The 24,346-nt window shown below is 55.1% G+C and carries 21 protein-coding genes; 14 read left to right on the plus strand and 7 right to left on the minus strand.

The genetic code is table 11. The annotated features are described in order from the left end of the window. The first annotated feature begins 14 nt into the window (after positions 1-14). Entirely contained in the window at positions 15-1,724 is a 1,710-nt protein-coding gene (gene fruA, locus ACQE3Y_RS02255; protein WP_426980767.1) for a PTS fructose transporter subunit IIBC, read from the plus strand. 62 nt (positions 1,725-1,786) lie between these two features. Here the strand turns inward: fruA and nfo are convergent, their stop codons facing one another. Both nfo and ACQE3Y_RS02265 read right to left on the minus strand, forming a co-directional pair. Next, positions 1,787-2,653 (minus strand): deoxyribonuclease IV, encoded by an 867-nt coding sequence (gene nfo, locus ACQE3Y_RS02260; protein ID WP_426971966.1) that lies wholly within the window; start codon positions 2,651-2,653, stop codon positions 1,787-1,789. Positions 2,654-2,708: 55 nt separating this feature from the next. After that, entirely contained in the window at positions 2,709-3,767 is a 1,059-nt protein-coding gene (locus tag ACQE3Y_RS02265; RefSeq protein ID WP_426971967.1) for a YeiH family putative sulfate export transporter, read from the minus strand. Positions 3,768-3,878: 111 nt separating this feature from the next. Here ACQE3Y_RS02265 and ACQE3Y_RS02270 point away from each other — a divergent pair, with 111 nt between their 5' ends. The 5 genes from ACQE3Y_RS02270 to ACQE3Y_RS02290 all read left to right on the plus strand — a co-directional run bounded on the left by ACQE3Y_RS02270 (position 3,879) and on the right by ACQE3Y_RS02290 (position 8,836). Beyond that, the gene (locus tag ACQE3Y_RS02270; RefSeq protein WP_426971968.1) at positions 3,879-4,256 is read left to right on the plus strand and encodes a YkvA family protein; all 378 of its coding nucleotides are present in this window, start codon (positions 3,879-3,881) and stop codon (positions 4,254-4,256) included. A gap of 10 nt (positions 4,257-4,266) precedes the next feature. Then, the gene (gene yieE, locus ACQE3Y_RS02275; RefSeq protein ID WP_250650380.1) at positions 4,267-5,133 is read left to right on the plus strand and encodes a DNA-binding transcriptional regulator YeiE; all 867 of its coding nucleotides are present in this window, start codon (positions 4,267-4,269) and stop codon (positions 5,131-5,133) included. 127 nt (positions 5,134-5,260) lie between these two features. Further along, positions 5,261-6,727: an amino acid permease gene (locus ACQE3Y_RS02280; RefSeq protein ID WP_250650379.1), complete on the plus strand. Its 1,467-nt coding sequence runs from the start codon at positions 5,261-5,263 to the stop codon at positions 6,725-6,727. Positions 6,728-6,965: 238 nt separating this feature from the next. Next, positions 6,966-8,048: a FecCD family ABC transporter permease gene (locus tag ACQE3Y_RS02285; protein ID WP_426971969.1), complete on the plus strand. Its 1,083-nt coding sequence runs from the start codon at positions 6,966-6,968 to the stop codon at positions 8,046-8,048. Next, on the plus strand, positions 8,045-8,836 hold the full coding sequence (locus tag ACQE3Y_RS02290; protein ID WP_426973035.1) for an ABC transporter ATP-binding protein: 792 nt from the start codon (positions 8,045-8,047) through the stop codon (positions 8,834-8,836). The genes ACQE3Y_RS02285 and ACQE3Y_RS02290 overlap by 4 nt, the downstream gene beginning before the upstream one ends. A gap of 145 nt (positions 8,837-8,981) precedes the next feature. On the opposite strand, the gene ACQE3Y_RS02295 is transcribed toward ACQE3Y_RS02290, so the two are convergent. The 4 genes from ACQE3Y_RS02295 to ptrR all read right to left on the minus strand — a co-directional run bounded on the left by ACQE3Y_RS02295 (position 8,982) and on the right by ptrR (position 12,800). Continuing rightward, a complete protein-coding gene (locus ACQE3Y_RS02295; RefSeq protein WP_426971970.1) occupies positions 8,982-9,563 on the minus strand; it encodes a DUF4142 domain-containing protein in 582 nt (193 codons plus the stop codon). Positions 9,564-9,913: 350 nt separating this feature from the next. Next, on the minus strand, positions 9,914-10,756 hold the full coding sequence (gene fghA / locus ACQE3Y_RS02300) for an S-formylglutathione hydrolase (RefSeq protein WP_426971971.1): 843 nt from the start codon (positions 10,754-10,756) through the stop codon (positions 9,914-9,916). 12 nt (positions 10,757-10,768) lie between these two features. Continuing rightward, positions 10,769-11,893 carry an S-(hydroxymethyl)glutathione dehydrogenase/class III alcohol dehydrogenase gene (locus ACQE3Y_RS02305; protein ID WP_250650374.1) on the minus strand — a complete coding sequence of 375 codons (1,125 nt, stop codon included), beginning with the start codon at positions 11,891-11,893 and terminating at the stop codon, positions 10,769-10,771. Next, positions 11,880-12,800, minus strand: coding sequence for a putrescine utilization regulator PtrR (ptrR, locus tag ACQE3Y_RS02310; protein ID WP_426971972.1), 921 nt, complete (start codon positions 12,798-12,800; stop codon positions 11,880-11,882). The genes ACQE3Y_RS02305 and ptrR overlap by 14 nt, the downstream gene beginning before the upstream one ends. A 105-nt stretch (positions 12,801-12,905) precedes the next feature. Here ptrR and ACQE3Y_RS02315 point away from each other — a divergent pair, with 105 nt between their 5' ends. The 8 genes from ACQE3Y_RS02315 (at position 12,906) to ACQE3Y_RS02350 (ending at position 23,558) form a co-directional block, all read left to right on the plus strand. Further along, complete coding sequence (locus ACQE3Y_RS02315) at positions 12,906-14,057, plus strand: YbfB/YjiJ family MFS transporter (RefSeq protein WP_426980768.1); 1,152 nt, start codon at positions 12,906-12,908, stop codon at positions 14,055-14,057. Between the two features lie 135 nt (positions 14,058-14,192). Further along, positions 14,193-14,858 carry a GTP cyclohydrolase I FolE gene (folE, locus tag ACQE3Y_RS02320; protein ID WP_426980930.1) on the plus strand — a complete coding sequence of 222 codons (666 nt, stop codon included), beginning with the start codon at positions 14,193-14,195 and terminating at the stop codon, positions 14,856-14,858. Between the two features lie 39 nt (positions 14,859-14,897). Continuing rightward, positions 14,898-16,061 carry a DUF418 domain-containing protein YeiB gene (yeiB, locus tag ACQE3Y_RS02325; RefSeq protein WP_426971974.1) on the plus strand — a complete coding sequence of 388 codons (1,164 nt, stop codon included), beginning with the start codon at positions 14,898-14,900 and terminating at the stop codon, positions 16,059-16,061. Between the two features lie 156 nt (positions 16,062-16,217). After that, positions 16,218-17,258, plus strand: a complete 1,041-nt coding sequence (gene galS, locus ACQE3Y_RS02330) for an HTH-type transcriptional regulator GalS (RefSeq protein ID WP_426971975.1) — start codon at positions 16,218-16,220, stop codon at positions 17,256-17,258. A 332-nt stretch (positions 17,259-17,590) separates the two neighbouring features. Continuing rightward, the gene (gene mglB, locus ACQE3Y_RS02335) at positions 17,591-18,586 is read left to right on the plus strand and encodes a galactose/glucose ABC transporter substrate-binding protein MglB (protein WP_085071117.1); all 996 of its coding nucleotides are present in this window, start codon (positions 17,591-17,593) and stop codon (positions 18,584-18,586) included. A 68-nt stretch (positions 18,587-18,654) separates the two neighbouring features. Continuing rightward, positions 18,655-20,172: a galactose/methyl galactoside ABC transporter ATP-binding protein MglA gene (gene mglA / locus ACQE3Y_RS02340; RefSeq protein ID WP_420851568.1), complete on the plus strand. Its 1,518-nt coding sequence runs from the start codon at positions 18,655-18,657 to the stop codon at positions 20,170-20,172. 19 nt (positions 20,173-20,191) lie between these two features. Beyond that, positions 20,192-21,202: a galactose/methyl galactoside ABC transporter permease MglC gene (gene mglC / locus ACQE3Y_RS02345; RefSeq protein ID WP_426971976.1), complete on the plus strand. Its 1,011-nt coding sequence runs from the start codon at positions 20,192-20,194 to the stop codon at positions 21,200-21,202. Between the two features lie 313 nt (positions 21,203-21,515). Then, positions 21,516-23,558 carry an FUSC family protein gene (locus ACQE3Y_RS02350; RefSeq protein WP_426980769.1) on the plus strand — a complete coding sequence of 681 codons (2,043 nt, stop codon included), beginning with the start codon at positions 21,516-21,518 and terminating at the stop codon, positions 23,556-23,558. 55 nt (positions 23,559-23,613) lie between these two features. Here the strand turns inward: ACQE3Y_RS02350 and sanA are convergent, their stop codons facing one another. Beyond that, entirely contained in the window at positions 23,614-24,336 is a 723-nt protein-coding gene (gene sanA / locus ACQE3Y_RS02355; protein ID WP_250650368.1) for an outer membrane permeability protein SanA, read from the minus strand. Positions 24,337-24,346: the final 10 nt, after the last annotated feature.

Raw genomic sequence — 24,346 nt, forward strand, 5'->3', positions numbered from 1 at the left:
GCAGGAGAGGTAGAATGAAAACGCTGCTGATTACAGATCCTTCGCTGGGGCTGGCCTCCGGTTATATGGCAAAACAACTTATCACGGCGGCGGCGGGCAATGCTGGCCTGACGCTGGTGGAAAATCCTGCTGATGCTGAACTGGTGATTGCGCTGGGCAGCAAGATGCCTGCTGACAGTGCGCTGAACGGCAAAGCGGTATGGCTGGGCGAGGCGGCGCAGGCGGTACGCGATCCGCAGGCTTTCCTTGCGCGCGCCAAAGCAGAAGCAAAACCCTGGCAGGCTCCGGCTGTGGAAACGATTGCGGCTCCGGCGGCAACCGCCGACGCCGCTGCGACAGGCGCAAAACGCATTGTGGCGATCACCGCCTGTCCAACCGGCGTAGCCCATACCTTTATGGCTGCCGAAGCGATTGAAACCGAAGCGAAAAAACGCGGCTGGTGGGTAAAAGTGGAAACACGCGGTTCGGTTGGGGCGGGTAACCTAATTACCCCGCAGGAAATTGCCGATGCCGATCTGGTGATCGTGGCGGCAGATATCGAAGTGGATCTGGCGAAATTTGCCGGTAAGCCGATGTACCGCACCTCTACCGGCCTGGCGCTGAAGAAAACCGCGCAGGAGTTTGACAAGGCGCTGGCTGAAGCGCGGCCTTATCAGCCGAAAGGCAATCAGTCGGGCGCGTCCAGCGACGGCGAGCAGAAAGAGCGCGCCGGGGCCTATCGTCACCTGTTGACCGGCGTTTCCTATATGCTGCCGATGGTCGTGGCGGGCGGTCTGTCAATTGCGCTTTCCTTTGCTTTTGGTATTACCGCGTTTAAAGAGCAGGGCACGCTGGCGGCGGCGCTGATGCAGATTGGCGGCGGCACCGCTTTTGCGCTGATGGTACCGGTGCTGGCAGGCTTCATCGCTTTCTCTATCGCTGACCGTCCGGGCCTGACGCCGGGTTTGATTGGCGGGATGCTGGCCAGTTCAATTAACGCCGGTTTCCTTGGCGGGATTATTGCCGGTTTTATTGCGGGTTATGCCGCCAAATTCCTGAGCAGCAAAGTAAAGCTGCCGCAGAGTATGGAAGCGCTGAAACCGATTTTGATTATTCCGCTGGTAGCAAGCCTGATTACCGGCCTGCTGATGATTTACGTGGTGGGTACGCCGGTCGCGAAAATCATGGAAGGTCTGACGCACTGGCTGGGCAATATGGGCACAGCGAATGCGGTGCTGCTGGGCGCAATCCTTGGCGGTATGATGTGTGCTGATATGGGCGGGCCGATTAACAAAGTCGCCTATGCCTTTGGTGTGGGATTGCTGAGTTCGCAAACCTATGCGCCGATGGCGGCAATTATGGCTGCCGGTATGGTGCCGCCGCTGGCGATGGGCGTTGCGACGCTGCTGGCGCGCCGGAAATTCAACAAGGGTCAGCAGGAGGGCGGTAAAGCGGCGCTGGTGCTGGGGCTGTGCTTTATTTCCGAAGGGGCTATTCCGTTTGCCGCTCGCGATCCAATGCGCGTTCTGCCGTGCTGTATCATTGGCGGCGCGGTGACGGGTGCCATCTCCATGATGGTAGGCGCAAAACTGATGGCGCCGCACGGCGGTCTGTTTGTGCTGTTGATCCCGGGCGCGATCACCCCGGTGCTGGGTTATCTGCTGGCGATTGCGGTAGGTACGTTGCTGGCTGGCGTCTCTTATGCGGTGCTGAAGCGCCCTGAAGCTGAGCTGGTAAAAGCCTGATTAACCGGTTCACGTTGTTAAAAAGCCAGCCTTCGGGCTGGCTTTTTTTATAGCGCCTGCATTCAAAGTGTGGGAGTGCCTTCAGAAGCAAGCTGCTGCGACTTCAGCCAGGCGATCTCATCTTTCCAGATATCGGGATTAATGGTTTCCAGGATCAGCGGAATATGGTCAAAGCGGCTATCTTTCATCAGCCAGCTAAACACGGTTTTGCCAATATTGCCTTCACCCAGGCTGTGATGCCGATCGACGCGGCTGGCATAGGCGCTTTTCGCATCGTTCAGATGCATACCGCGCAGATACTGAAAGCCCACAATGCGTTCAAACTCGGCGAAAGTCGCCTCGCAGTCCGCTTCGGTGCGCAGGTCGTAGCCGCCAGCAAACGCATGACAGGTATCAATACAGACACCAACGCGCGACTTATCTTCTACCCGATCGATAATCGCCGCCAGATGTTCAAAGCGATAGCCCAGATTACTGCCCTGGCCTGCCGTGTTTTCAATCACTGCGGTAACGCCGGTGGTTTTATCCAGCGCAATATTCACCGACTCAGCAATACGCTGCAGGCACGCATCTTCGTCAATCTGGCTGAGGTGGCTGCCGGGATGGAAGTTAAGCAGGGAGAGCCCCAGCTGTTCGCAACGTTGCAGCTCATCGATAAAGGCGTGGCGGGATTTCTCCAGCGGCTCTTCCTGCGGATGACCGAGATTAATTAAAAAGCTGTCATGCGGCAGGATTTGACCGCTGCTATAGCCGTACTTTTCGCAGGCGCTGCGAAAGGCGTCGATGGTCGCAGTGGATAACGGCGCTGCCCGCCACTGCCGCTGGTTTTTGGTAAACAGCGCAAAAGCGGTTGCCTCCAGTTCATGAGCGCGTAACACCGCCTGTTCCACACCGCCCGCCGCACTGACATGCGCGCCAATAAATTTCATGCTGTTCTCCTGTTAATGGCCTGCCTGAGCAGGCAGGCCATGATAACTGATGCGCCTATGGCATGAAATGGTGAACCAGCAGGTTAATGGCACCGCCGCCCAGCAGTAGCCAGATAAACAACATCAGGCCCAACAGCAGCGGGCGCATGCCTGCCTGTTTAATCGCGCTCAGGCGCGTCGTCAGCCCCAGGGCAGCCATCGCCATCGCCAGCAGCAGCGTATCGAGCTGGTTAATAAACGTAATCCAGCCAGCAGGCAGCAGATGGAAGGAGTTAAACAGCGTCACCGCAATAAACATCAGGGCAAACCAGGGAAACGGCACGGCGCTTCGCTGCGTCGAAGAGTGCGGGCTCTGGCGCTGGATCCAGGCGGAGAGCAGCAGCAGAAACGGTGCCAGCATCATGACTCGCAGCATTTTGGCGATGACCGCTGCGTTTTCCGCCTCCGGGCCGATCGCGTGGCCCGCCGCAACCACCTGCGCCACCTCATGCACCGTCGAACCGGTATAAATGCCGAACTGCGTCATGGTCAGCGCAGGAAACAGCTGCTGCGCCAGCGGCCAGAGCAGCGGCCAGATAAAAATTGCCAGCGTGCCGAACAGCACTACGGTAGCGATCGCCACCGCCACCTTTGCCGCCTGCGCTTTGACCACCGGTTCGGTTGCCAGCACGGCAGCAGCACCGCAGATGCTGCTGCCTGCGCCGATCAGCCAGCAGCTCTCGCGATCCAGCCCCAGCCAGCGACGGCCAAGCCAGCAGGCCAGCAGAAAGGTTGAGCTTAGCGTCAGCGCATCAATAACGATGCCGCTGATGCCCACGCCTGCAATCTGCTGGAAGGTAAGACGAAAACCGTACAGGATAATCCCCAGCCGTAGCAGACGCTGTTTCGCCAGCAGCACGCCGCTATCGCACACAGCGTGAAGATGCGGATAAAGGGTATTGCCCAACAGCATGCCCATAACGATCGCCAGCGTCAGCCCGCTCAGACCCAGCGCGGCGAAGGAAGGCTGATTGCCCAGCGTCAGCGCAGCGGCAGCCATCAGGCCGGTCAGCAGCAGCCCAGGTAAAAAACGTGCTGGACGATAGTGCGGTTTTGTCAGGGTTAACTCAGCCATATGCAGATTCCTTTTTTCCTGTAAGGCAAGTGTGCGCCGCGCCTGGCTTAAAAGTGAAATTGATTATATATTTATTATCAATCGGAATAAGTAATATAGGCGGAGGTGAAAGTGCTGTTTAATCGTCTACGTCGCTGGGTGCGGCTTATTAAAAAAGATGCGCTTACGCTATGGTTCGCCTGTCGCGACCCTCATGCGCCTCTGTGGTTAAAGCTTTTTACCGGGGGGCTGGCGGTTTATGCGGTTAGCCCCATCGACCTGATCCCTGATGTAATGCCCATTGTGGGATGGCTGGATGATGCGGTTATCGTACCGTCGGGTGTGATGCTGCTGTTGCGCCTGATGCCAACGCAGGTACGCGCCCGCAGCGAGGCCAACGCTGAGCTACGCCAGCGGCAGGGTAAAAAAATGATGAGCAGCAGCCTTATTATTTTGCTGCTGTTTTGGCTGGCGCTGCTGATGTGGGGCGTCAGGCATTTTGTGACGTAAAGGACAATCGATGCATATTACGCTGCGTCAAATAGAAGTATTTACCGAGGTGCTGAAAAGCGGTTCTACTACCCAGGCTTCACAGCAGCTGGCGCTTTCGCAGTCGGCGGTCAGCGCGGCGCTGGCCGACCTGGAGGGGCAGCTGGGCGTGCAGCTATTCGATCGCGTGGGCAAGCGGCTGGTGGTAAACGAACATGGCCGTCTGCTCTATCCACGCGCGGTAGGGCTGCTGGAGCAGGCGACCGATATTGAACAGCTGTTTCGCGAAGACAACGGCGCGATTAGGCTGTACGCCAGCAGCACCATTGGCAACTACCTGTTGCCGGGAATGCTTGCCGCCTGGCGACGCGACTATCCGCAGCTGCCGCTGGAGCTGAGCGTGGGCAACAGTCAGGATGTGATCAATGCGGTGGCCGATTTTCGCGTGGATCTTGGGCTGATAGAAGGGCCCTGCCACCTCAGCGACATCATCAGCGAACCCTGGCTGCAGGATGAGCTGGTGGTGTTTGCCGCGCCTGATACGCCGTTGCGCCAGCAGCCGGTCACGCTGGAGAGCCTGGCCGCTGCGCCCTGGATCCTGCGTGAGCACGGCTCGGGCACGCGTGAAATCGTGGATTATCTGCTGCTCTCGCACCTGCCGCATTTTCAGCTGGCGCTGGAGCTGGGCAATTCTGAGGCGATCAAGCATGCGGTACGGCACGGGATGGGCATTAGCTGCCTATCGCGGCGGGTGATTGCCGAACAGCTGGAAACGGGCTCGCTGGTGGAAATCAAGGTGCCGTTGCCAACGTTGTCGCGTACACTTTATCGTATCCATCATCGGCAGAAGCATATCTCCAAGGCGCTGAGCCGCTTTCTGAGCTATTGCCGGGAGTAAGCAACGGGCACGGCTAATAATCCAACGCGGATCATGAAGGTAACTTATAACGCAGGGTTATCACTATACTTGACCCGATGAGTTGCTACAATCGCGCCTCTTTTCACCCCATTTACAGCGTTTAAATATGGTTCAGGATAAAAAAACAACACAACCACCTGGGTTGCAGCGTGCGCTAAAAGCGCGCCATCTGACAATGATCGCTATCGGCGGATCTATCGGCACCGGGCTGTTTGTCGCCTCTGGCGCGACGATCTCGCAGGCGGGGCCTGGCGGTGCGCTGCTCTCCTATGCGCTTATCGGGCTGATGGTTTACTTTTTGATGACCAGTCTCGGCGAACTGGCGGCGTTTATGCCGGTTTCCGGCTCTTTCTCCACCTATGGTGCCAAATATGTCGAAGAAGGGTTTGGCTTCGCGCTTGGCTGGAACTACTGGTACAACTGGGCGGTTACCATCGCCGTTGACCTGGTGGCATCACAGCTGGTGATGAGTTACTGGTTCCCGGATACGCCGGGCTGGATCTGGAGCGCACTGTTCCTCGGCCTGATGTTCCTGCTGAACTATATTTCAGTAAAAGGCTTTGGCGAGGCGGAATACTGGTTCTCACTGATCAAAGTCACCACCGTGATTATCTTTATCATTATCGGCGTGCTGATGATGATTGGTATTCTGCGCGGCGGAGAGAGCGCTGGCTGGCAAAACTGGCAGATTGGCGAAGCACCTTTCGCTGGCGGTTTTTCGGCAATGATTGGCGTGGCGATGATTGTCGGCTTCTCTTTCCAGGGGACTGAACTGATTGGTATCGCGGCGGGCGAGTCGGAAGATCCGGCAAAAAATATTCCGCGCGCGGTACGTCAGGTGTTCTGGCGTATCCTGCTGTTTTATATCTTCGCCATTCTGATTATCAGCCTGATTATTCCTTACACCGATCCCAGCCTGCTGCGTAACGATGTAAAAGATATCAGCGTTAGTCCGTTTACGCTGGTGTTCCAGCATGCCGGTCTGCTGTCGGCGGCGGCGGTTATGAACGCGGTGATCCTGACGGCGGTGCTGTCGGCGGGCAACTCCGGGATGTACGCCTCGACGCGCATGCTGTTTACCCTTGCCAGCGAAGGCAAAGCGCCGCGTATTTTCGCTAAGCTGTCGAAAAACGGCGTGCCGCGTAACGCGCTCTATGCCACCACCGTGGTAGCGGCGCTCTGCTTCCTGACCTCAAAATTTGGTAACCAGCAGGTTTACCTGTGGCTGCTGAATACTTCCGGGATGACTGGCTTTATCGCCTGGCTGGGCATTGCCATCAGCCACTATCGCTTCCGTCGCGGCTACGTGGCGCAGGGACATAAGCTGGAAGACCTGCCTTACCTGTCCGGTTTCTTCCCGCTGGGGCCGATTTTCGCCTTTGTGCTCTGTTTGATTATTACACTCGGTCAGAACTATCAGGCTTTCCTGGCGGACACCATTGACTGGTACGGCGTGGCTGCTACCTATATCGGCATTCCGCTGTTCCTGATCATCTGGTTTGGCTACAAGCTGGTACGCCGCAGCCGTTTCGTACGCTATCGCGATATGGAATTTCCACGCTTCGGTGAATAACGGTTAATGCCGGGCAAATAAAATAAAGGCGCGACGAAAGTTGCGCCTTTTTGTTATCTGGTACGATGCCACAAATTGCATTGATAACCATTATCGTTTGTTTTATTGTTCCAGCCCTTACCGTTGGGCCTGCGGCCAGCGGCGGAGCAGGGCGGCGCGCAAACTTTATTGCGGCTCCACTAACGCAAGGGACACAGCCCGCCCGCGCCGGAAATAACGGACATTGACAGGATTTAACATGAGTGTGACACCCGAATCCGCCCACTATGCCAGCGCTAAACCGCCTGAGCAGGTGATGGGACGCTACCGCCAGCTGTTACGGCACCGCCTGATGATGATGGGCCTGTTGCTGCTGGCTATTCTGGCCTCGCTAATCGTCGATTTTACCCTTGGCCCTTCCGGCCTGACGCTGGAGACACTCTGGCATACTTTGCTGCAGCCGGAGAGCGTAGATGCCGGAACACGAGTCATCGTGTGGGAAATCCGTCTGCCCTATGCACTGATGGCAGTGGTGGTGGGCCTGGCGCTTGGCCTGGCCGGTGCGGAAATGCAAACCATCCTGAATAATCCGCTGGCCAGCCCGTTTACGCTGGGCGTTTCATCCGCAGCGGCGTTCGGTGCCGCGCTGGCCATTATTCTCGGCATCGGCATTCCCGGTATTCCCGATCAGTGGTTTATCTCCGGCAACGCTTTTGTCTTTGCGCTGTTTGCTGCGCTGATGCTGGATGGCGTCACGCGCTGGACGCGGGTTGCCACCTCCGGCGTGGTGCTGTTTGGTATTGCGCTGGTGTTTACCTTTAATGCTCTGGTCTCCATGCTGCAGTTTATAGCCAGCGAAGATACGTTGCAGGGGCTGGTGTTCTGGACCATGGGCAGCCTGGCGCGCGCCTCCTGGGAAAAGCTGGGTATTTTAAGCGCGGCGGTGCTGCTGCTGCTGCCGTTCTCCCTGATGAGTTCATGGAAGCTGACCGCGCTGCGCCTTGGTGAAGATCGCGCTATCAGCTTTGGCATCGACGTGCGTCGTCTGCGTCTCGGCACGCTGCTGCGTATCAGTATCCTTTCGGCGCTGGCGGTGGCTTTTGTCGGACCGATCGGCTTTATTGGCCTGGTTGCGCCGCATATCTCCCGGCTGATATTCGGTGAAGATCACCGCTTCTATCTGCCTGCCAGCGCGCTGACCGGCGCGCTGGTGCTGTCGATGGCCTCTGTGGCTTCCAAAAACCTGATCCCGGGCATCATTATTCCGGTCGGCATCGTTACGTCGCTGGTCGGCGTGCCGTTTTTCCTGACCATTATTCTGCGTCATCGGGGGAATGTCTGATGGAAGGCTTACAGATCCGTGCGTTTCACACTGGCTATCCGAAACGTAAAGTCATTGAAAACCTCAACGTTCCCCGACTGCCGCGCGGCAAAATCACCGTGCTGCTGGGGCCAAACGGCTGCGGTAAATCAACGTTGCTGCGTTCCCTGGCTGGCCTGAATCAGGCCCAGGGCGAACTCTGGCTTAACGGTGAAGAGTTAATGGCGCTGCCGTTTGCGCGCCGTGCGGAAAAAGTGGTTTATCTGCCGCAGTCGCTGCCGGCGGGCGTGCATTTACATGTGCTGGAATCCATTATTGTTGCTCAGCGCGCCTCCGGAGGTTACGGCGCCAGCGCAGCCAGCGAAGCGGAAGTCATGGCGTTGCTGGAACAGTTGGGTATTGCGCATCTGGCATTAAGCTATCTTGATCAGCTTTCCGGCGGGCAAAAACAGCTGGTGGGATTAGCGCAATCATTAATTCGACGTCCGCAGCTGTTATTGCTGGACGAACCGCTAAGCGCGCTCGATTTAAATTATCAGTTTCACGTAATGGATTTAGTGCGGCGGGAAACCCGGCTGCGAAATATTGTTACCCTGGTTGTGGTTCACGACATTAATATTGCGCTGCGCCATGCAGAGCATGTATTGATGCTGCAGCAGGGCAGGTTAATTGCTGATGGTGAACCGGAAACGGTCATTACTGCGGAAAGCCTGGCCAAAGTATATGGCGTGCGTGGCCGCATTGAGCGCTGCTCACAGGGTTCGCCGCAGGTACTTATTGACGGACTGGTAGCGGAACCCGGCCTGTAAGCCATCCAGCCCTTATTTAAAGCGCTAACACAACGGCGAATAAATAAGGGCTGGGTTCAGCGAATAGGCAAGGGAACAGTTAATAACGTCCTGTTGACTGTGGTCGCGCCCGGAGCGCAGGACCATGCGCCCACGAACAACCTGTTTACTTACCTGCTGGCATACCGATCTGCTGGGCAGATTTTAGGTGCTGCTCGACAACCGGCGTGTGCGCGTCGGCCAGGGCCTTCACATCCGGATCCTTGATCTTCATGGCGTCACTCTGCAGCGTCGACAGCACCATCTTGTGGTCTTTGATGCCGGCGTTTTCCATATACATCTTGTCAAATGCGTCGCCGCTCTGCTTTTCCAGCATGGCGGCTATGGCCTTGTGGCTGGCGTCCGGCTCAGTTGGCAGTGTCACGCCCTTTTGTTGGGCGACCGCCTGTACTTTGGTCAAGGCACCGCCGTGGTCGTCGACCATCTGCTGAGCAAATTCTTTGACTTCACTGCCCTGAGCCTTGCTCAGCGCGATCTTGGCGGCGGCGATTTCATTGATATTGGCCTGCGCCATGTCCTTCAACGCTTTTTCGTCGCCGGAGCTGAGCCCGGCACGCGAGCCGGTCTGGCCTGCGGCGTCATTCTGCACGGCGCTCGTTGGCGTCTGAGCTTGCACGCCGACCGTGCTGAACATAACTGCTACTGCCGATACGGCCAGCAGCCCTTTCAAGGTTTTACTCTTTAGCATTTTGCTCTCCGGGTGGTCATGGGTAAGGTTGGTGTCAGGCCATTAACCGTGCGTAGCCTCGTATGTAAATTACAACTGCAATAGTCAGTATAGTGGATTAACGATTTAAGGCAGCAGATTGAGTTATGGACCTTCACGGAAGATTAGGCGTGGCATATGTGCCGGAGCGCCGCGCGCCTGAGAGTGGCCGATATGCAATGCACCTGTTTCTCTGTGCTCAGAGACAGACTATTGAACACGGTATGATTCAGCCGCGATGATAAGGGTTATACCCAAGATGGACGCCGCTACTGCCTGGCAATGTACTGTAGGTTCTGCAGGAATAAGGGCGGCCTGCGCCGCCCCTGGTTTTATGCCAACAGATGCTGCGCATGAAAGCGCAGGTGATCCTCAACAAACGAGGAAATAAAGAAATAGCTGTGATCGTAACCCGGCTGAATACGCAGCGTCAGCGGCCAGCCTTTCTGCTGCGCGATCGCCTCCAGCTGCTCTGGCTGTAGCTGATCGGCCAGGAACTGATCGCTGTCGCCCTGATCGATCAGCAACGGCAGCTGCTGCTGCGCCTGCTGCATTAGCCAGCAGCTGTCATATTGCCGCCACTGCTCACGATCTTCACCTAAGTAGGCGTTAAAGGCTTTCTGACCCCAAGGCACCGAGCAGGGATTAACGATCGGGGCGAACGCAGAAGCTGAGGCAAATTTTTGCGGATTACGTAGCGCCAGCATCAGCGCGCCGTGACCGCCCATCGAATGCCCCATCACCGCCTGACGATCGCTTACCTTAAAGCTTGCGGCAATCAACGCCGGCAGCTCCTCGTTAACGTAATCGTACATATGAAAATTCTGCCGCCAGGGTTCCTGCGTTGCATTCAGATAGAAACCCGCGCCCTGTCCCAGGTCGTAAGCTGCATCGTTCGGCACCTCATCACCACGTGGGCTGGTATCGGGCATCACCAGTACCAGGCCCAGCTCCGCCGCCACACGCTGCGCGCCTGACTTCACGGAAAAGTTTTCATCAGTGCAGGTCAGGCCCGCCAGGCACCAGACCACCGGTGGCGGCGCATCGCCCTGCGGACCTGGCAAAAAAATGCCGAAGGTCATGTTGCAGCCCAGCACCGACGAGTGGTGCCGCCAGCGCTGCTGCCAGCCGCCAAACAGGCGATGTTCTTCCAGTAATTCCAGCGTCGTTGGCATGATGGCTCCCGTTTATTTACTGAAATGCACCACGGAGCGGATCGATTTGCCTTCATGCATCAGCTCGAACGCTTCATTGATCTCCTCCAGCGGCATGGTGTGGGTAATAAAATCGTTTAGCTGGAATTTACCGTCAAGGTAATCCTGCACGATACCCGGCAGCTGCGAACGACCTTTTACGCCGCCAAAGGCGGAGCCGCGCCAGACGCGTCCGGTCACCAGCTGGAAAGGACGGGTAGAGATCTCTTCGCCCGCGCCCGCAACGCCGATAATTACCGACTCACCCCAGCCTTTATGGCAGCACTCCAGCGCTGAACGCATTACGTTAACGTTACCGATACATTCGAACGAGTAATCTACGCCGCCGTCAGTCATCTCAACGATCACTTCCTGAATCGGCTTATCGTAATCTTTCGGGTTAACCAGATCGGTGGCACCCAGCTTGCGTGCCAGATCGAATTTGCTGGTATTGATGTCGATGCCGATAATACGGCCCGCTTTCGCCATCTTCGCACCAATGATCGCCGACAGGCCAATGCCGCCCAGACCGAAAATAGCAACAGTGTCGCCTTCTTTGACTTTAGCGGTGTTCATTACCGCACCCATACCGGTAGTGACGCCGCAGCCCAGCAGACAGACTTCTTCCAGCGGCGCTTCTTTGCTGATTTTAGCCAGCGAGATTTCCGGCACGACGGTGTATTCAGAGAAGGTTGAGGTGCCCATGTAGTGGAAAATCGGCTTGCCGTCTTTAAAGAAACGGGTGGTGCCGTCCGGCATCAGGCCTTTACCCTGAGTGGTACGAATCGCCTGGCAGAGGTTAGTTTTGCCGGACAGGCAGAACTTACATTTGCCACATTCCGGCGTGTAGAGCGGGATCACATGATCGCCGACTTCAACGCTGGTGACGCCTTCGCCTACCGCTTCCACAATACCGCCGCCTTCGTGGCCGAGGATTGCCGGGAATACGCCTTCAGGATCCTTGCCCGACAGTGTGTAAGCATCGGTATGACAAACGCCGGTGGCGACAATACGCACCAGGACTTCACCTTTCTGCGGCGGCATCAAATCCACTTCTTCAATTTTCAGCGGTTCGCCTGCGGCCCAGGCAACGGCGGCACGGGTTTTAATCATTTCCATTTATCAGCTCCAAAGGATGCATCAGTTCATCGTTAACGGGTTTGTCGTCAAACTGTTCAATAATCAGATATTTCAGCGCTTCCACATTCGGGGTAAACGCATCACGCCGCCAGATTAGCCAGGTGGCGGTATCAGAAAACTTAGGCGGCAGCACATGCGCCTGAACCCGCTCGCGGGCAGGCATCTGCGCCAGCACCGACTGCGGGATCAGCGCCACGCCAGCACCGCTGGCAACGCAGGCCATCATGGCGTGATAGGACTGGATCTCCATAACATTATGCGGTTGCACGCCATCTTCGCGAAACCACTCTTCCAGCCGCAGGCGATAGGAACAACTGCTGCGAAAGGCGAAAACCGTATCGCTGCTGGCGTCCACCGCGCTGCGGATCGGCTCATGGCCAGCGCTGGAAATCAGTATCATCTGTTCACGAAAGGCAATGCAGCCGTTCAGCTCTTCATAATTCACCGGCCCGTCAACCAGCGCTGCCGCAAGGGTTCCTTCGCGCACGCGATCGATAATCTCGCCAGAAGTGCCGGTGATCAGCGAAAGCGCCACCGCCGGATAACGCTGATGATAAGCCGCCAGCAGGTTCGGCAGGCGCGTGGCGGCAGTGCTCTCCATTGAACCAAGGGCGAAATTGCCCCCCGGCTCGCCGTTGCGCGCCATGCTCAGCGCCTCTTCGCTCAGCGTCAAAATTTTTTGGGCGTAGCTCAGGAAATTATGGCCCATCGGCGACAAACGCAGGCGTTGTTTTTCACGAATAAACAGGTCAACGCCGATCTCCTGCTCAAGCTGACGCAGGCGCGTGGTCAGGTTAGAGGGCACACGATGCAGCTGTTCAGCGGCGCGCGCCACCGAACCGGTTTCTGCAACCAGGCAGAACATACGTAACTGGACTAAATCCATCTGTTCTCTTACCGTAATCAACTTGGTTATAAATATTCACTTTTCGTGAGTTTAAACGTCGCGCATCGTGGGCGCAACCGTTGATTACAAAAGATGATATGGCTTATGCAGAATCGGGGCGCTCAGACAGGGGCAGGGCGCATTGCGCTCAGTGCGCTGCTGTCCTTGGTGGTGGCGATGGGCATCGGGCGTTTTGCTTTTACGCCGCAGGTGCCGCTGATGATTGCCGGGCATCAGCTAACGTTAACCAGCGCCAGTCTGGTGGCGGCGCTTAACTATCTGGGCTATCTCTGTGGCTCCTTTGATGCGATGCGCGCCCGTCAGCGCGTGGAGTGGCGGCTGCAGGCGGGCGTCTGGGGCGCGGTGGTGCTGACGCTGCTTTCGGCATGGCTGAACGATCCCTGGCTACATGGCGCGCTGCGCTTTCTTATCGGCTGGGCCAGCGGCTGGGCGATGGTGCTGGTAGCGGCATGGTGCGGCGAGCAGTTGCAAAAGCAGGGCAGACCGGCGCTGCTGGCGATGGTTTTTGCCGGGCCGGGTATCGGTATTTTCCTTAGCGGCATGCTGGCAGTGCTGTTGAATCACTACCATCTCTCGGCGGCTGGCGCATGGCTGGCCTACGGCACGCTGGCGCTGCTGCTGGTTGCGCCGATTGCGATCAACCTGCCGCGCCGGGGCGAGCTGCACCAGCCAGAAACGGCCCCCGCGCCGCTGGTACTGAACGGCAACCTTAAGCGGCTGGTCTGGAGCTACAGCCTGGCAGGCTTCGGCTATATCCTGCCTGCCACCTTTCTCTCCCAGCTGGCAGTTACTCGCTTCCCACACAGTCTGTTCGCCCAGTTTGTCTGGCCGATTTTTGGCGGGGCGGCAGTGGCAGGTATTGTGCCTGGCATTGTGACCCGACAATTGGCTGGCTCTCATACCCGACTGGCGATAGCGCTATGGGCGCAGGCGCTGGGAGTGTTTATCGGCGGACTGATGCCGGGCATCGGCGGTTTGCTGCTGGGCGCGCTGCTGACGGGCAGCGGTTTCCTTTGCGTGGTGCAGCTTACGCTGCAGTATGGTCGTGAGCTGGCTCCGCAGCATGCGCGCTATCTGGCAGGATTGCTGACCACCGGCTACGCCATTGGCCAACTGACCGGGCCGATGCTCTCCTCGCTTTCCAGCCTGTTTCTGCATCGCCTCGACCCCGCGTTATATGTTGCTGGCGCGGCGCTGCTGGTGGCTGGCGCTCTGGTGTGGCGACGCGCTGCATGAAGCAATTTCAGTGGTGATTACGTGTATTCACTGGATAAACCGGGCGGAGTGCTTCAGAATACGCCCTCAGATTATTACCCCGATAACGACCACGCTGGCGATTATCGGCTGTTACACCTGCTGGAGAAACATTACATGGCGACGTTAAGTCATGAAGCTGCTCTGGTTCACGACGCGCTGGTCGCGCGTGGACTGGAAACCCCGTTACGTGCGCCCGTACGTGAAATGGATGACGAAACGCGTAAGCGGCTGATTGCCGGGCATATGACTGAAATCATGCAGCTGCTCAATCTTGATTTAGAAGATGACAGCCTGATGGAAACCCCACACCGCATCGCCAGGATGTATGTTAATGAAATTTTCTCTGGTCTGGATTACGCGAACTTTCCCAAAATCACCCTTATTGAAAATAAAATGAAGGTGGATGAGATGGTGACCGTGCGGGACATTACCCTAACCAGCACCTGTGAGCATCATTTTGTGATTATTGATGGTCAGGCGACCGTTGCCTATATTCCCAAAGATAAGGTGATTGGTCTGTCAAAAATCAACCGCATCGTTCAGTTCTTTGCCCAGCGTCCGCAGGTCCAGGAACGTTTGACGCAGCAGGTACTGATTGCGTTGCAGACGCTGCTCGGCACCAATAACGTAGCGGTATCGATTGACGCGGTGCACTACTGCGTTAAGGCGCGCGGCATTCGCGATGCCAACAGCGCTACCACCACAACATCGCTGGGCGGCCTGTTCAAGTCCAGTCAGAACACGCGCCAGGAATTTTTACGTGCGGTGCGTCATAACTAATCTCCTCTGACGGCAGAGGGAAGCGCAGCAGGAACGGGCATGCAACGAAATATCACGCTGGATTTTATTCGTGGTCTCGCCATTCTCGGTATCCTGCTGCTGAATATCAGCGGCTTCGGCCTGCCTTCCGCCGCTTACCTGAACCCTGCCTGGCACGGTCAGCCCTCTCTGAGCGATGCGCTTAGCTGGGCGGCGCTCGATCTGCTGGCGCAAAGTAAATTCCTTACGCTGTTTGCCCTGCTGTTCGGCGCGGGCCTGCAAATGCTGTTGCCGCGCGGCAAACGCTGGCTTCAGGCACGCTTAAGCTGGCTGGTGATCTTCGGGTTTATTCACGCTCTTTTCCTCTGGGAAGGGGATATTCTTCTCGCCTACGGCATTATCGGCCTGATTGCCTGGCGAATGATCCGCGATGTCCCTTCCACGCGCTCGTTGTTTAACACCGGCGTGATGCTTTATCTGGTCGGCGTTGGCGTACTGCTGCTGTTTGGCCTGATTTCCTCGCCGGAACCGGCGCGTTCCTGGCTGCCCGGCGCGGCGGATATACAGTATGAAACTTTCTGGAAGCTAAACGGCGGCTGGAACGCGGTGCAAAACCGGCTCGCTCATCTCTCATCCATGCTGCTGGCGCTGGGGGCGCAGTATGGCTGGCAGCTGGCGGGACTGATGATGATCGGCGGTGCGCTGATGCGCAATGGCTGGTTGCAGGGGGCGTTTAGTCGTCGTCACTATCGCCGCACGGCAGCGATCTTATTAGGCCTCGGCTGGCTGATTCAACTGCCGGCGACGCTGTTACAGTGGCAGCTGGACTGGGCGTTTCGCTGGTCAGCGTTTTACCTGCAGGCGCCGCGCGACCTGGCCGCGCCGCTGATTAGCCTTGGCTATGCAGCGCTTTGCTTCGGCTTCTGGCCTCAGCTGGCCAGATTGAAAATTATCCAGCCGATCTGCTGCGTAGGCCGGATGGCGTTAACTAACTATCTACTGCAAACCCTGATTTGTACCACGCTGTTCTACCATCTGGGCCTGTTTATGCACTTTGACCGCCTGCAGCTGTTGATGCTGGTGCCGCTGGTCTGGCTGGCAAACCTGCTGTTTTCCACGCTGTGGCTGCGCCGGTTTCGTCAGGGACCGCTGGAGTGGTTATGGCGTAAGCTTACCGCGTTGGCAGCGGGCAAGCCGCTGAACAGCGCCCGCCCTGGACAATGACGCCTGTCACAATTGTTACAAAATTGTATGTAACCGTTTTCATGAGTGTGACCTGTTTCACGTAGCCCGTCGCGGTTGCCTGCCAGAATAGCCGCCAGCAATCCCAGTTGGCAGGTACATCATGCAGCATATCTTCCTTATTTCAGGTCACTCATCATGATAACTATTCGTGATGTCGCGCGTCTGGCGGGCGTCTCCGTCGCAACAGTCTCGCGCGTGCTGAATAACAGCAGCGCGGTAACCGCTGAAACCCGTGACGCTGTGCAACAGGCGGTGAATACCCTGGGCTATCGGCCAAATGCGAATGCGCAGGCGCTGGCCACGCAGGTTAGCGATACCATCGGCGTGGTGGTGATGGATGTTTCCGATCCCTTTTTCGGTGCGCTGGTAAAAGCAGTGGATAGCGTGGCGCAGCGGGTGCAAAAACATGTGCTCATCAGCAACTCCTGGCATCAGGAACAGGAAGAGCGCCACGCCATTGAAGTATTAATCCGTCAACGTTGCAACGCGCTGGTAGTGCATTCTAAATCTCTTTCCGATGCCGAGCTGGGCAACTTTATGGATCAGGTGCCGGGTATGGTGCTGGTCAACCGTATCGTGCCCGGCTATGAATATCGCTGCGTCGGGCTGGATAACGTAAGCGGGGCACTCATGGCGACGCGTATGCTGTTGCAACAGGGCCATACGCGTATTGGCTATCTCGGCTCCAGCCATGCGATTGAGGATGAGGAACAGCGTCGGGCGGGCTGGCTGCAGGCGCTGCACGAGCAGGGCATTACGCCGCCGGACGTCTGGATCGGCAGCGGCGAGCCGGACATGCAGGGCGGGGAGGCGGCCATGGTTGAGCTGCTGGGGCGCAATGTGCGGCTTACGGCGCTATTTACCTATAACGACAGCATGGCTACCGGCGCGCTGACCGCGTTAAAAGATAACGGTATTCTGGTGCCGCAGCATATCTCTATTATCGGCTTCGATGATATTCCGGTGTCGCGCTATACCGATCCGCAGCTGACCACTATCCGTTATCCCATTGTATCTATGGCAAAACTGGCTACGGAGCTGGCATTAAAAGGCGCAGTCGGCGAACTGGATACCAGCGCCCGACACTTTTTTATGCCAACGCTGGTGCGGCGTCATTCAGTGGCCGCCCGGCAAAATGTGGGGCCGGTCACTCTTTCAAACGATTCCGCCATGTAACCGTTTTCAATCTGTGAGTAAATTCACAGTTAATTAACATACGCCTCTCTATGATAGCAGCGACTTAACGGCGATGAAACATTATGTAACGGTTTTAGCCTGCAGGCTGAACTGCTTTACAGCGTGCCGCGCAACAGTTTGGCATTACTTTCCAGGAAGCGTTACCGATTAAGGAAGTCAGGTTTTGTGTCAGCAATCCATCGGCTTTGCGTAACGTTTAGTTAACTACCCGCCCAGGCCGATTTTTTCACTGAGTATCCGCACACCTTCATCTGCTGGATGGAGGGTTTGGATGTAGAACGACCCCTGTAAAAACCGGAGATACTAATATTATGAATAAGAAGGTTTTCACCCTCACAGCCCTGGTTGCCAGCATGATGTTTGGTGCAACGGCGCACGCAGCAGATACCCGTATTGGCGTGACCATCTATAAATATGACGATAACTTTATGTCGATGGTGCGTAAGGATCTGGAAAAAGATGCGCAGGCTGCCGGTGGCGTCCAACTGCTGATGAATGACTCGCAGAATGACCAGTCAAAACAGAATGATCAGATTGACGTGCTGCTGGCAAAAGGGGTTAAAGCGCTGGCAATCAACCTGGTTGACCCGGCAGCGGCAGGCGTAGTGATTGATAAAGCGCGCAGCAACGACGTACCGGTGGTGTTCTTTAACAAAGAACCGAGCGCCAAAGTGCTGGCTGGCTATGACAAAGCGTATTATGTCGGTACCGATTCTAAAGAGTCTGGCGTGATCCAGGGGCAGCTGATTGAGAAGCACTGGAAAGCGACGCCGGCATGGGATCTGAATAAAGATGGTCAGATTCAGTTCGTGCTGCTGAAAGGCGAACCGGGTCACCCGGATGCGGAAGCACGTACCAAATACGTGATCGAGACGCTGAATAAAGACGGTATCAAAACGCAGCAGCTGGCGATGGATACCGCGATGTGGGACACCGCTCAGGCAAAAGACAAAGTTGACGCCTGGCTCTCTGGCCCTAACGCCAACAAAATCGAAGTAGTGATCGCTAACAACGATGCGATGGCGATGGGCGCGGTAGAAGCGCTGAAGGCGCACAATAAATCTTCCATTCCGGTATTCGGCGTCGATGCGCTGCCGGAAGCGCTGGCAATGGTGAAATCGGGTGCAATGGCCGGTACGGTACTGAACGACGGTGCCAACCAGGCGAAAGCCACCTTTGAACTGGCGAAAAATCTGGCGGCTGGCAAACCGGCTGCTGAAGGCACCAACTTTAAGCTGGAAAATAAAATCGTACGTATTCCTTACGTTGCGGTAGATAAAGAAAACCTTGCTCAATTCAGTAAATAAACGAAGTCGGGCACAGCGATAGCTGTGCCCTTTTTTGCCAGACGCAGATATATTTAGCCAGGTAAATTATGGCCAGTGAAAAAACAGCACAGCATGAATATTTGCTGGAGATGACTAATGTCAATAAGTCATTTCCCGGCGTAAAGGCTTTAGATAATGTCAATCTAAAAGTCCGGCCGCATTCCGTTCACGCGCTGATGGGAGAGAATGGCGCGGGGAAATCGACCTTATTAAAATGCCTGTTTGGTATTTACAGTAAGGACAGCGGCAGCATTGTTTTTCAGGGTAAAGAGGTTAATTTCCAGAGCGCGAAAGAGGCGCTGGAAAATGGCGTATCCATGGTGCATCAGGAATTAAACCTGGTGCTGCAGCGTTCGGTAATGGACAACATGTGGCTGGGGCGTTATCCGCGCAAAGGCATATTTGTCGATCACGATAAAATGTATCGCGATACCAAGGCCATTTTTGATGAGCTGGATATTGATATCGATCCGCGCGACAAAGTAGCGCTGCTTTCCGTTTCGCAAATGCAGATGGTGGAAATTGCCAAAGCATTTTCCTATGACGCTAAAATCGTGATTATGGATGAGCCTACCTCTTCTCTGACTGAGAAAGAAGTTAATCATCTGTTTACCATTATTCGTAAGCTAAAAGATCGTGGCTGCGGCATTGTTTATATCTCACATAAGATGGAAGAAATATTTCAGCTTTGCGATGAAATTACCATTCTGCGCGACGGCCAGTGGATCAATACCCAGCCGCTGGAAGGGCTGGATATGGATAAGATCATCGCCATGATGGTAGGACGCTCTCTGAATCAGCGTTTCCCCGATAAAACCAACGTGCCGGGCGAAGTGATTCTGGAAGTGCGCAATCTGACCTCGCTACGTCAGCCTTCGATCCGTGATGTTTCCTTCGATCTGCATAAAGGGGAGATCCTTGGCATTGCCGGTCTGGTGGGCGCCAAGCGTACCGATATCGTAGAGACGCTGTTTGGCATTCGCGAAAAGTCGGGCGGCACCATTAAGCTGCACGGCAAGGCGATCAATAATCACAGCGCCAATGAGGCGATTAACCACGGCTTTGCGCTGGTTACCGAAGAGCGTCGATCCACCGGGATTTACGCCTACCTGGATATTGGCTTTAACTCGTTAATTTCTAATATTCGTCAGTATAAAAACCGCTTCGGCCTGCTGGATAACAGCCGTATGAAAAGCGATACCCAGTGGGTGATTGATTCCATGCGGGTAAAAACGCCGGGACATCATACCTCAATAGGCTCGCTTTCCGGTGGTAACCAGCAGAAAGTGATTATTGGCCGCTGGCTGCTTACCCAGCCGGAAATATTAATGCTGGATGAACCAACGCGCGGCATAGACGTTGGCGCAAAGTTTGAAATTTATCAGCTTATTTCCGAGCTGGCGAAGAAAGATAAAGGCATCATTATTATCTCTTCTGAAATGCCGGAGCTGTTGGGAATTACTGACCGGATCCTGGTAATGAGTAACGGTCTCGTTGCCGGTATTGTCGAAACCAAAAATACCACGCAGAACGAAATATTACGTTTAGCGTCGTTACACCTTTAATGATGTAAGGGCTGTTACCATGAAAGCTACAACTAAAAAGAATGCGCTGACCTGGTTAAAAGAGGGCGGCATTTATATGGTATTGCTGGTGCTGCTGGCAATTATTATCTTCCAGGATCCCACTTTTCTCAGCTTAATGAACCTGAGTAATATTCTGACTCAGTCTTCGGTGCGTATTATTATCGCGCTGGGCGTGGCTGGATTGATTGTTACCCAGGGCACTGACCTTTCCGCCGGACGACAGGTTGGGCTGGCGGCGGTGGTAGCGGCAACGCTGCTGCAGTCGATGGAAAACGCCAATAAAGTGTTCCCTGACATGGCTACCTTACCGATCCCGCTGGTGATTCTGGTGGTCTGTGTGGTGGGCGGCCTGATTGGTCTGGTTAACGGCATCATTATCGCTTATCTGAAAGTGACGCCGTTTATCACCACGCTGGGCACCATGATTATCGTCTACGGCATTAACTCGCTCTATTACGATTACGTGGGCGCTTCGCCGATTGCCGGGTTTGATGCGAGCTTCTCTACCTTTACCCAGGGCTTCCTGCGTTTTGGCGATTTTAAACTCTCCTACATTACCTTCTACGCCATTATCGCTATTGTGTTTGTCTGGATCCTGTGGAACAAAACGCGCTTCGGCAAAAACATTTTTGCCATTGGCGGCAACCCGGAAGCGGCAAGAGTTTCCGGCGTTAACGTTCCTCTTAACCTGATCCTGATTTATGCGCTGTCCGGCGTGTTCTATGCCTTCGGCGGGTTGCTGGAAGCGGGCCGTATCGGCAGCGCCACCAACAACCTTGGCTTTATGTACGAACTGGATGCCATCGCGGCGTGCGTGGTGGGCGGCGTCTCCTTTGCCGGCGGCGTCGGTACCGTAGCGGGCGTGGTGACCGGGGTACTGATCTTTACCGTTATCAACTACGGTCTGACCTATATCGGCGTTAACCCTTACTGGCAGTACATTATCAAGGGCGGCATTATCATTTTCGCCGTGGCGCTCGACTCACTGAAATATTCGCGTAAAAAATAAGCACCAAGGCGGCGGTGAAAACCGCCGCCTGTGATGTTATAGGTTAATTTTATTCACCTGATACCATCTTTATAGCCATTAGCAATCAGCGGAATACAAGCAACTGGCTTTTTTTGAACATGCTATTGCCTGGAGAAAGATAAGTAATAAGCATTAATGTGATTAAATAAAACACATTAAAACGGCGATGTTTTAATTTAATTAAATAATTAAAGCCACGCTGGAAACAATTTGTATATTTTTAGTGAGAGTAAGTTTTTATTCCGTTTGCCAGAATAGGCGGCACATACTTGTGCTACGGTACTCCCCCTAAATGAAGTGGTTCACAAAAAGCGCGGTTTTGTTTTCATGCAAAACGTCTCTCGCCGCGTTTCTGGCTTTATCGATTGCGCTTCTCCTTAACTTTGAAAAACCTGCCTGGGCAGTAACAACGGTTTTTGTTACTTCGCAGTTATATGCCGCTTCCACGCTGTCAAAATCGGTGTTTCGCCTGTTGGGAACGCTGCTTGGCGGTTTCTTTATTTTATTGATTTATCCCGAAACGGTGCAGTCACCGCTGTTTTTCAGCTTTAGCGTTTCGTTATGGGTGTCCGTTTGTCTCTATCTGTCGCTGAAAGATCGTACGCCTAAAAGCTATATTTTTATGCTGGGTGGATACAGCGCGGCTATCATGGGATTTCCTGATGTCAGCTCGCCCTATGCCATTACCGGGACGGTGATTTCACGCCTTGAAGAGATTACGTTGGGCATCGTCTGTAGCTCGCTGATTCACCGACTGATACTGCCTGTTCCCATGCATCATCTGCTAAGCCAGAGCGTAAACAACTGGTATAAAACGGCACAGAAACTCTGTAATGATTTAATTGCCCATACCTCAGGACGCCGTTCGCCTGAGCGGGAAGATATCCTGATTGGCATGGCGAACTATCCACTGAATGTTGAAACGCTTCTCACCCACTGTATCTATGATGGCGAGGCCGCGCGCAACGTGATCAGGCTGGTCAGCGTACAGTACAAGCATTTAACCTGGCTGTTGCCAACGCTGACCGCGATTGAAACCCGGCTCACGCTGCTGGCCGAACTGAAAATCCCGTTTCCGCCGTGCGTGACGCATGTTTTTCAACACTTCCTCTTATGGCTTAATTTTGATGTTTCCCGCAATACGGCAGTGATACAGCACCTGCTTGCGGAATGTCAGACTTCCCTGCAACAAGCGTGGCGTGAAGGAAACATCAGCACGGAGGAGATTTTACTCTTTACCGGGCTACTGGAGCGGCTGGGGAATTTTGTCCGCATTGATGACGCCTGGCACAATGTGACCGCCCGTGCAGCGGATCTCTACAGCAGCAGCGATGCCGTTTTGTCTAAAAGCAGCACGAATATGCGGCATACCGACCAGCGCCTGTTGCTGCTTTCGGCCGTAACCGCGTTTATGGCGACCTTTCTTTCCTCGCTGTTCTGGATAGGCAGCGGCTGGGCTGACGGAGCGAATGCGCCACTGATGGCAGCAATCACCAGCTCTTTTTTTGCCAGCATCGATTCTCCGGTCACGCCCATGCGGCTGTTTATTAAAGGCGTGGTAATTGCGCTGCTGATCAGTCTGTTTTATATCGCGGTGCTGATACCGCAGGCCAATACGTTACAGGCGCTGATCATCTGCCTGTTTCCCGGACTGTTCGTGCTGGGTCTGGTACTGGCCCGGCCTGCCACCAATTTGATAGGGCTGAGCGTGGCCATTCAGCTGCCCGGCTTTATTGGGCTTAGCCATCACTATGTGCCCAATTTGATTGCGACGCTGAATGCCGGTATTTCTACTCTGGCCGGTATCATCATTGCCGTGGCGCTTTCTGCCATTATCAGAAACAGGCGGCCTTCCTGGATCGCCCGGCGCGCGTTTTCCATGGGAATAAGGGATCTGCTGGGGTTCATTAAAGCGGTGGAAAGGAACTCTTCTTCTCTGCTGATGCGGCAGCATTTTATTATCCGCATGCTCGACCGGGTCAATATCATTCTGCCGCGCAGACAGCTCGATCCTGATGCTGAGCTAAGTGCGGCAGGCGATCTGATCGCTGAAACCTGGATTGGCGCTAACTGCTATGACTTTTACGCGCGCTATCACACGGAGCTGCAACAGCATCGGATTGACAGCAGCCAGATGTTTCACGAGCTGAGCCTCTATCTGCGGCGCAAAATAAAGGCGTTACAGACCCAGCCGCATCAGGATTTACTGAATGAACTGAATCAGTTACTGAAAAAGCTGGAGACGCTTTCGCTTACCTGCCCGGCGACCTTTGCGGCCATGGTGCATCTGTTCAATATCCGCGTCTCGCTTTATCCGCAGCAGCGCTGGCTCTGAGTCTCATTCGCTGCTCAATAGCAAGGCGGCGTTATAAGAGGCGACAGAGAAGCCGCTACTTCTTCTGTCGCTTTTGCTCCAGCTCCAGCAGCTGTTCCGGCGTCACCGCCGGATAGCTCTGCGCATCCTGCGGCACTTCATGCACCGCCGGGATTGGGACCAGCGGGCCAAGAAAACGCGGCTCACGCTTCATAATATAGAGATCGGCCAGCGCGCCAAGACGGGCGGCCACTTCACGCGCGCGAACCGTTAACATATTTTTCGGCGAGGGCACCGCGTAGCACTGCGCCTGGATGCCCATATGCAGCGCGATAAACAGCGCACGTTCGCAGTGGAAGCGTTGGGTAATAATAATAAAATCGTTGGTATCAAACACTTTGCGGGTGCGCACAATCGAATCGAGAGTACGAAATCCGGCATAATCCAGTACGATATCGCCAGGATTGACGCCAGCGGCGATCAGATCGCGACGCATGGTCATCGGCTCGTTGTAGCTCTGCTGCGCGTTATCGCCGCTGAGCAGCAGATAGTTAACCTTGCCGCTGTTATAGGCATTGATTGCGCCCCGGATGCGGTAGTAGTAGTACTGGTTCTGTACGCCGGTACGATAATATTTGGCGGTGCCCAGCACCACACCCACCTGACGATGCGGCAACGAGGTCAGATCTTCATAAATCCACGGGGCCGTTTTCCATGCAATCCAGCGATCGAGGCCGAGCGCGGTCAGGATCATCAACAGCAGGATGATAATCAGACCATATGTCATGCGTTTCAACATGTTCGGCATT

The organism is Pantoea sp. FN0305, from assembly GCF_050113845.1.
In the GTDB taxonomy this organism is placed as follows: domain Bacteria; phylum Pseudomonadota; class Gammaproteobacteria; order Enterobacterales; family Enterobacteriaceae; genus Mixta; species Mixta alhagi.

Excerpts from the sequence above, each read along its gene's own strand:
- ACQE3Y_RS02315 (WP_426980768.1), top strand. The coding sequence starts at position 12,906 with ATGCAGAATCGGGGCGCTCAGACAGGGGCAGGGCGCATTGCGCTCAGT.
- mglA (WP_420851568.1), top strand. The coding sequence starts at position 18,655 with ATGGCCAGTGAAAAAACAGCACAGCATGAATATTTGCTGGAGATGACT.
- ACQE3Y_RS02280 (WP_250650379.1), top strand. The coding sequence starts at position 5,261 with ATGGTTCAGGATAAAAAAACAACACAACCACCTGGGTTGCAGCGTGCG.
- fruA (WP_426980767.1), top strand. The coding sequence starts at position 15 with ATGAAAACGCTGCTGATTACAGATCCTTCGCTGGGGCTGGCCTCCGGT.
- ACQE3Y_RS02295 (WP_426971970.1), bottom strand. The coding sequence starts at position 9,563 with ATGCTAAAGAGTAAAACCTTGAAAGGGCTGCTGGCCGTATCGGCAGTA.
- folE (WP_426980930.1), top strand. The coding sequence starts at position 14,193 with ATGGCGACGTTAAGTCATGAAGCTGCTCTGGTTCACGACGCGCTGGTC.
- yieE (WP_250650380.1), top strand. The coding sequence starts at position 4,267 with ATGCATATTACGCTGCGTCAAATAGAAGTATTTACCGAGGTGCTGAAA.
- mglC (WP_426971976.1), top strand. The coding sequence starts at position 20,192 with ATGAAAGCTACAACTAAAAAGAATGCGCTGACCTGGTTAAAAGAGGGC.
- ptrR (WP_426971972.1), bottom strand. The coding sequence starts at position 12,800 with ATGGATTTAGTCCAGTTACGTATGTTCTGCCTGGTTGCAGAAACCGGT.
- ACQE3Y_RS02285 (WP_426971969.1), top strand. The coding sequence starts at position 6,966 with ATGAGTGTGACACCCGAATCCGCCCACTATGCCAGCGCTAAACCGCCT.
- ACQE3Y_RS02265 (WP_426971967.1), bottom strand. The coding sequence starts at position 3,767 with ATGGCTGAGTTAACCCTGACAAAACCGCACTATCGTCCAGCACGTTTT.
- ACQE3Y_RS02305 (WP_250650374.1), bottom strand. The coding sequence starts at position 11,893 with ATGGAAATGATTAAAACCCGTGCCGCCGTTGCCTGGGCCGCAGGCGAA.
- yeiB (WP_426971974.1), top strand. The coding sequence starts at position 14,898 with ATGCAACGAAATATCACGCTGGATTTTATTCGTGGTCTCGCCATTCTC.
- sanA (WP_250650368.1), bottom strand. The coding sequence starts at position 24,336 with ATGTTGAAACGCATGACATATGGTCTGATTATCATCCTGCTGTTGATG.
- nfo (WP_426971966.1), bottom strand. The coding sequence starts at position 2,653 with ATGAAATTTATTGGCGCGCATGTCAGTGCGGCGGGCGGTGTGGAACAG.
- galS (WP_426971975.1), top strand. The coding sequence starts at position 16,218 with ATGATAACTATTCGTGATGTCGCGCGTCTGGCGGGCGTCTCCGTCGCA.
- mglB (WP_085071117.1), top strand. The coding sequence starts at position 17,591 with ATGAATAAGAAGGTTTTCACCCTCACAGCCCTGGTTGCCAGCATGATG.
- fghA (WP_426971971.1), bottom strand. The coding sequence starts at position 10,756 with ATGCCAACGACGCTGGAATTACTGGAAGAACATCGCCTGTTTGGCGGC.
- ACQE3Y_RS02350 (WP_426980769.1), top strand. The coding sequence starts at position 21,516 with ATGAAGTGGTTCACAAAAAGCGCGGTTTTGTTTTCATGCAAAACGTCT.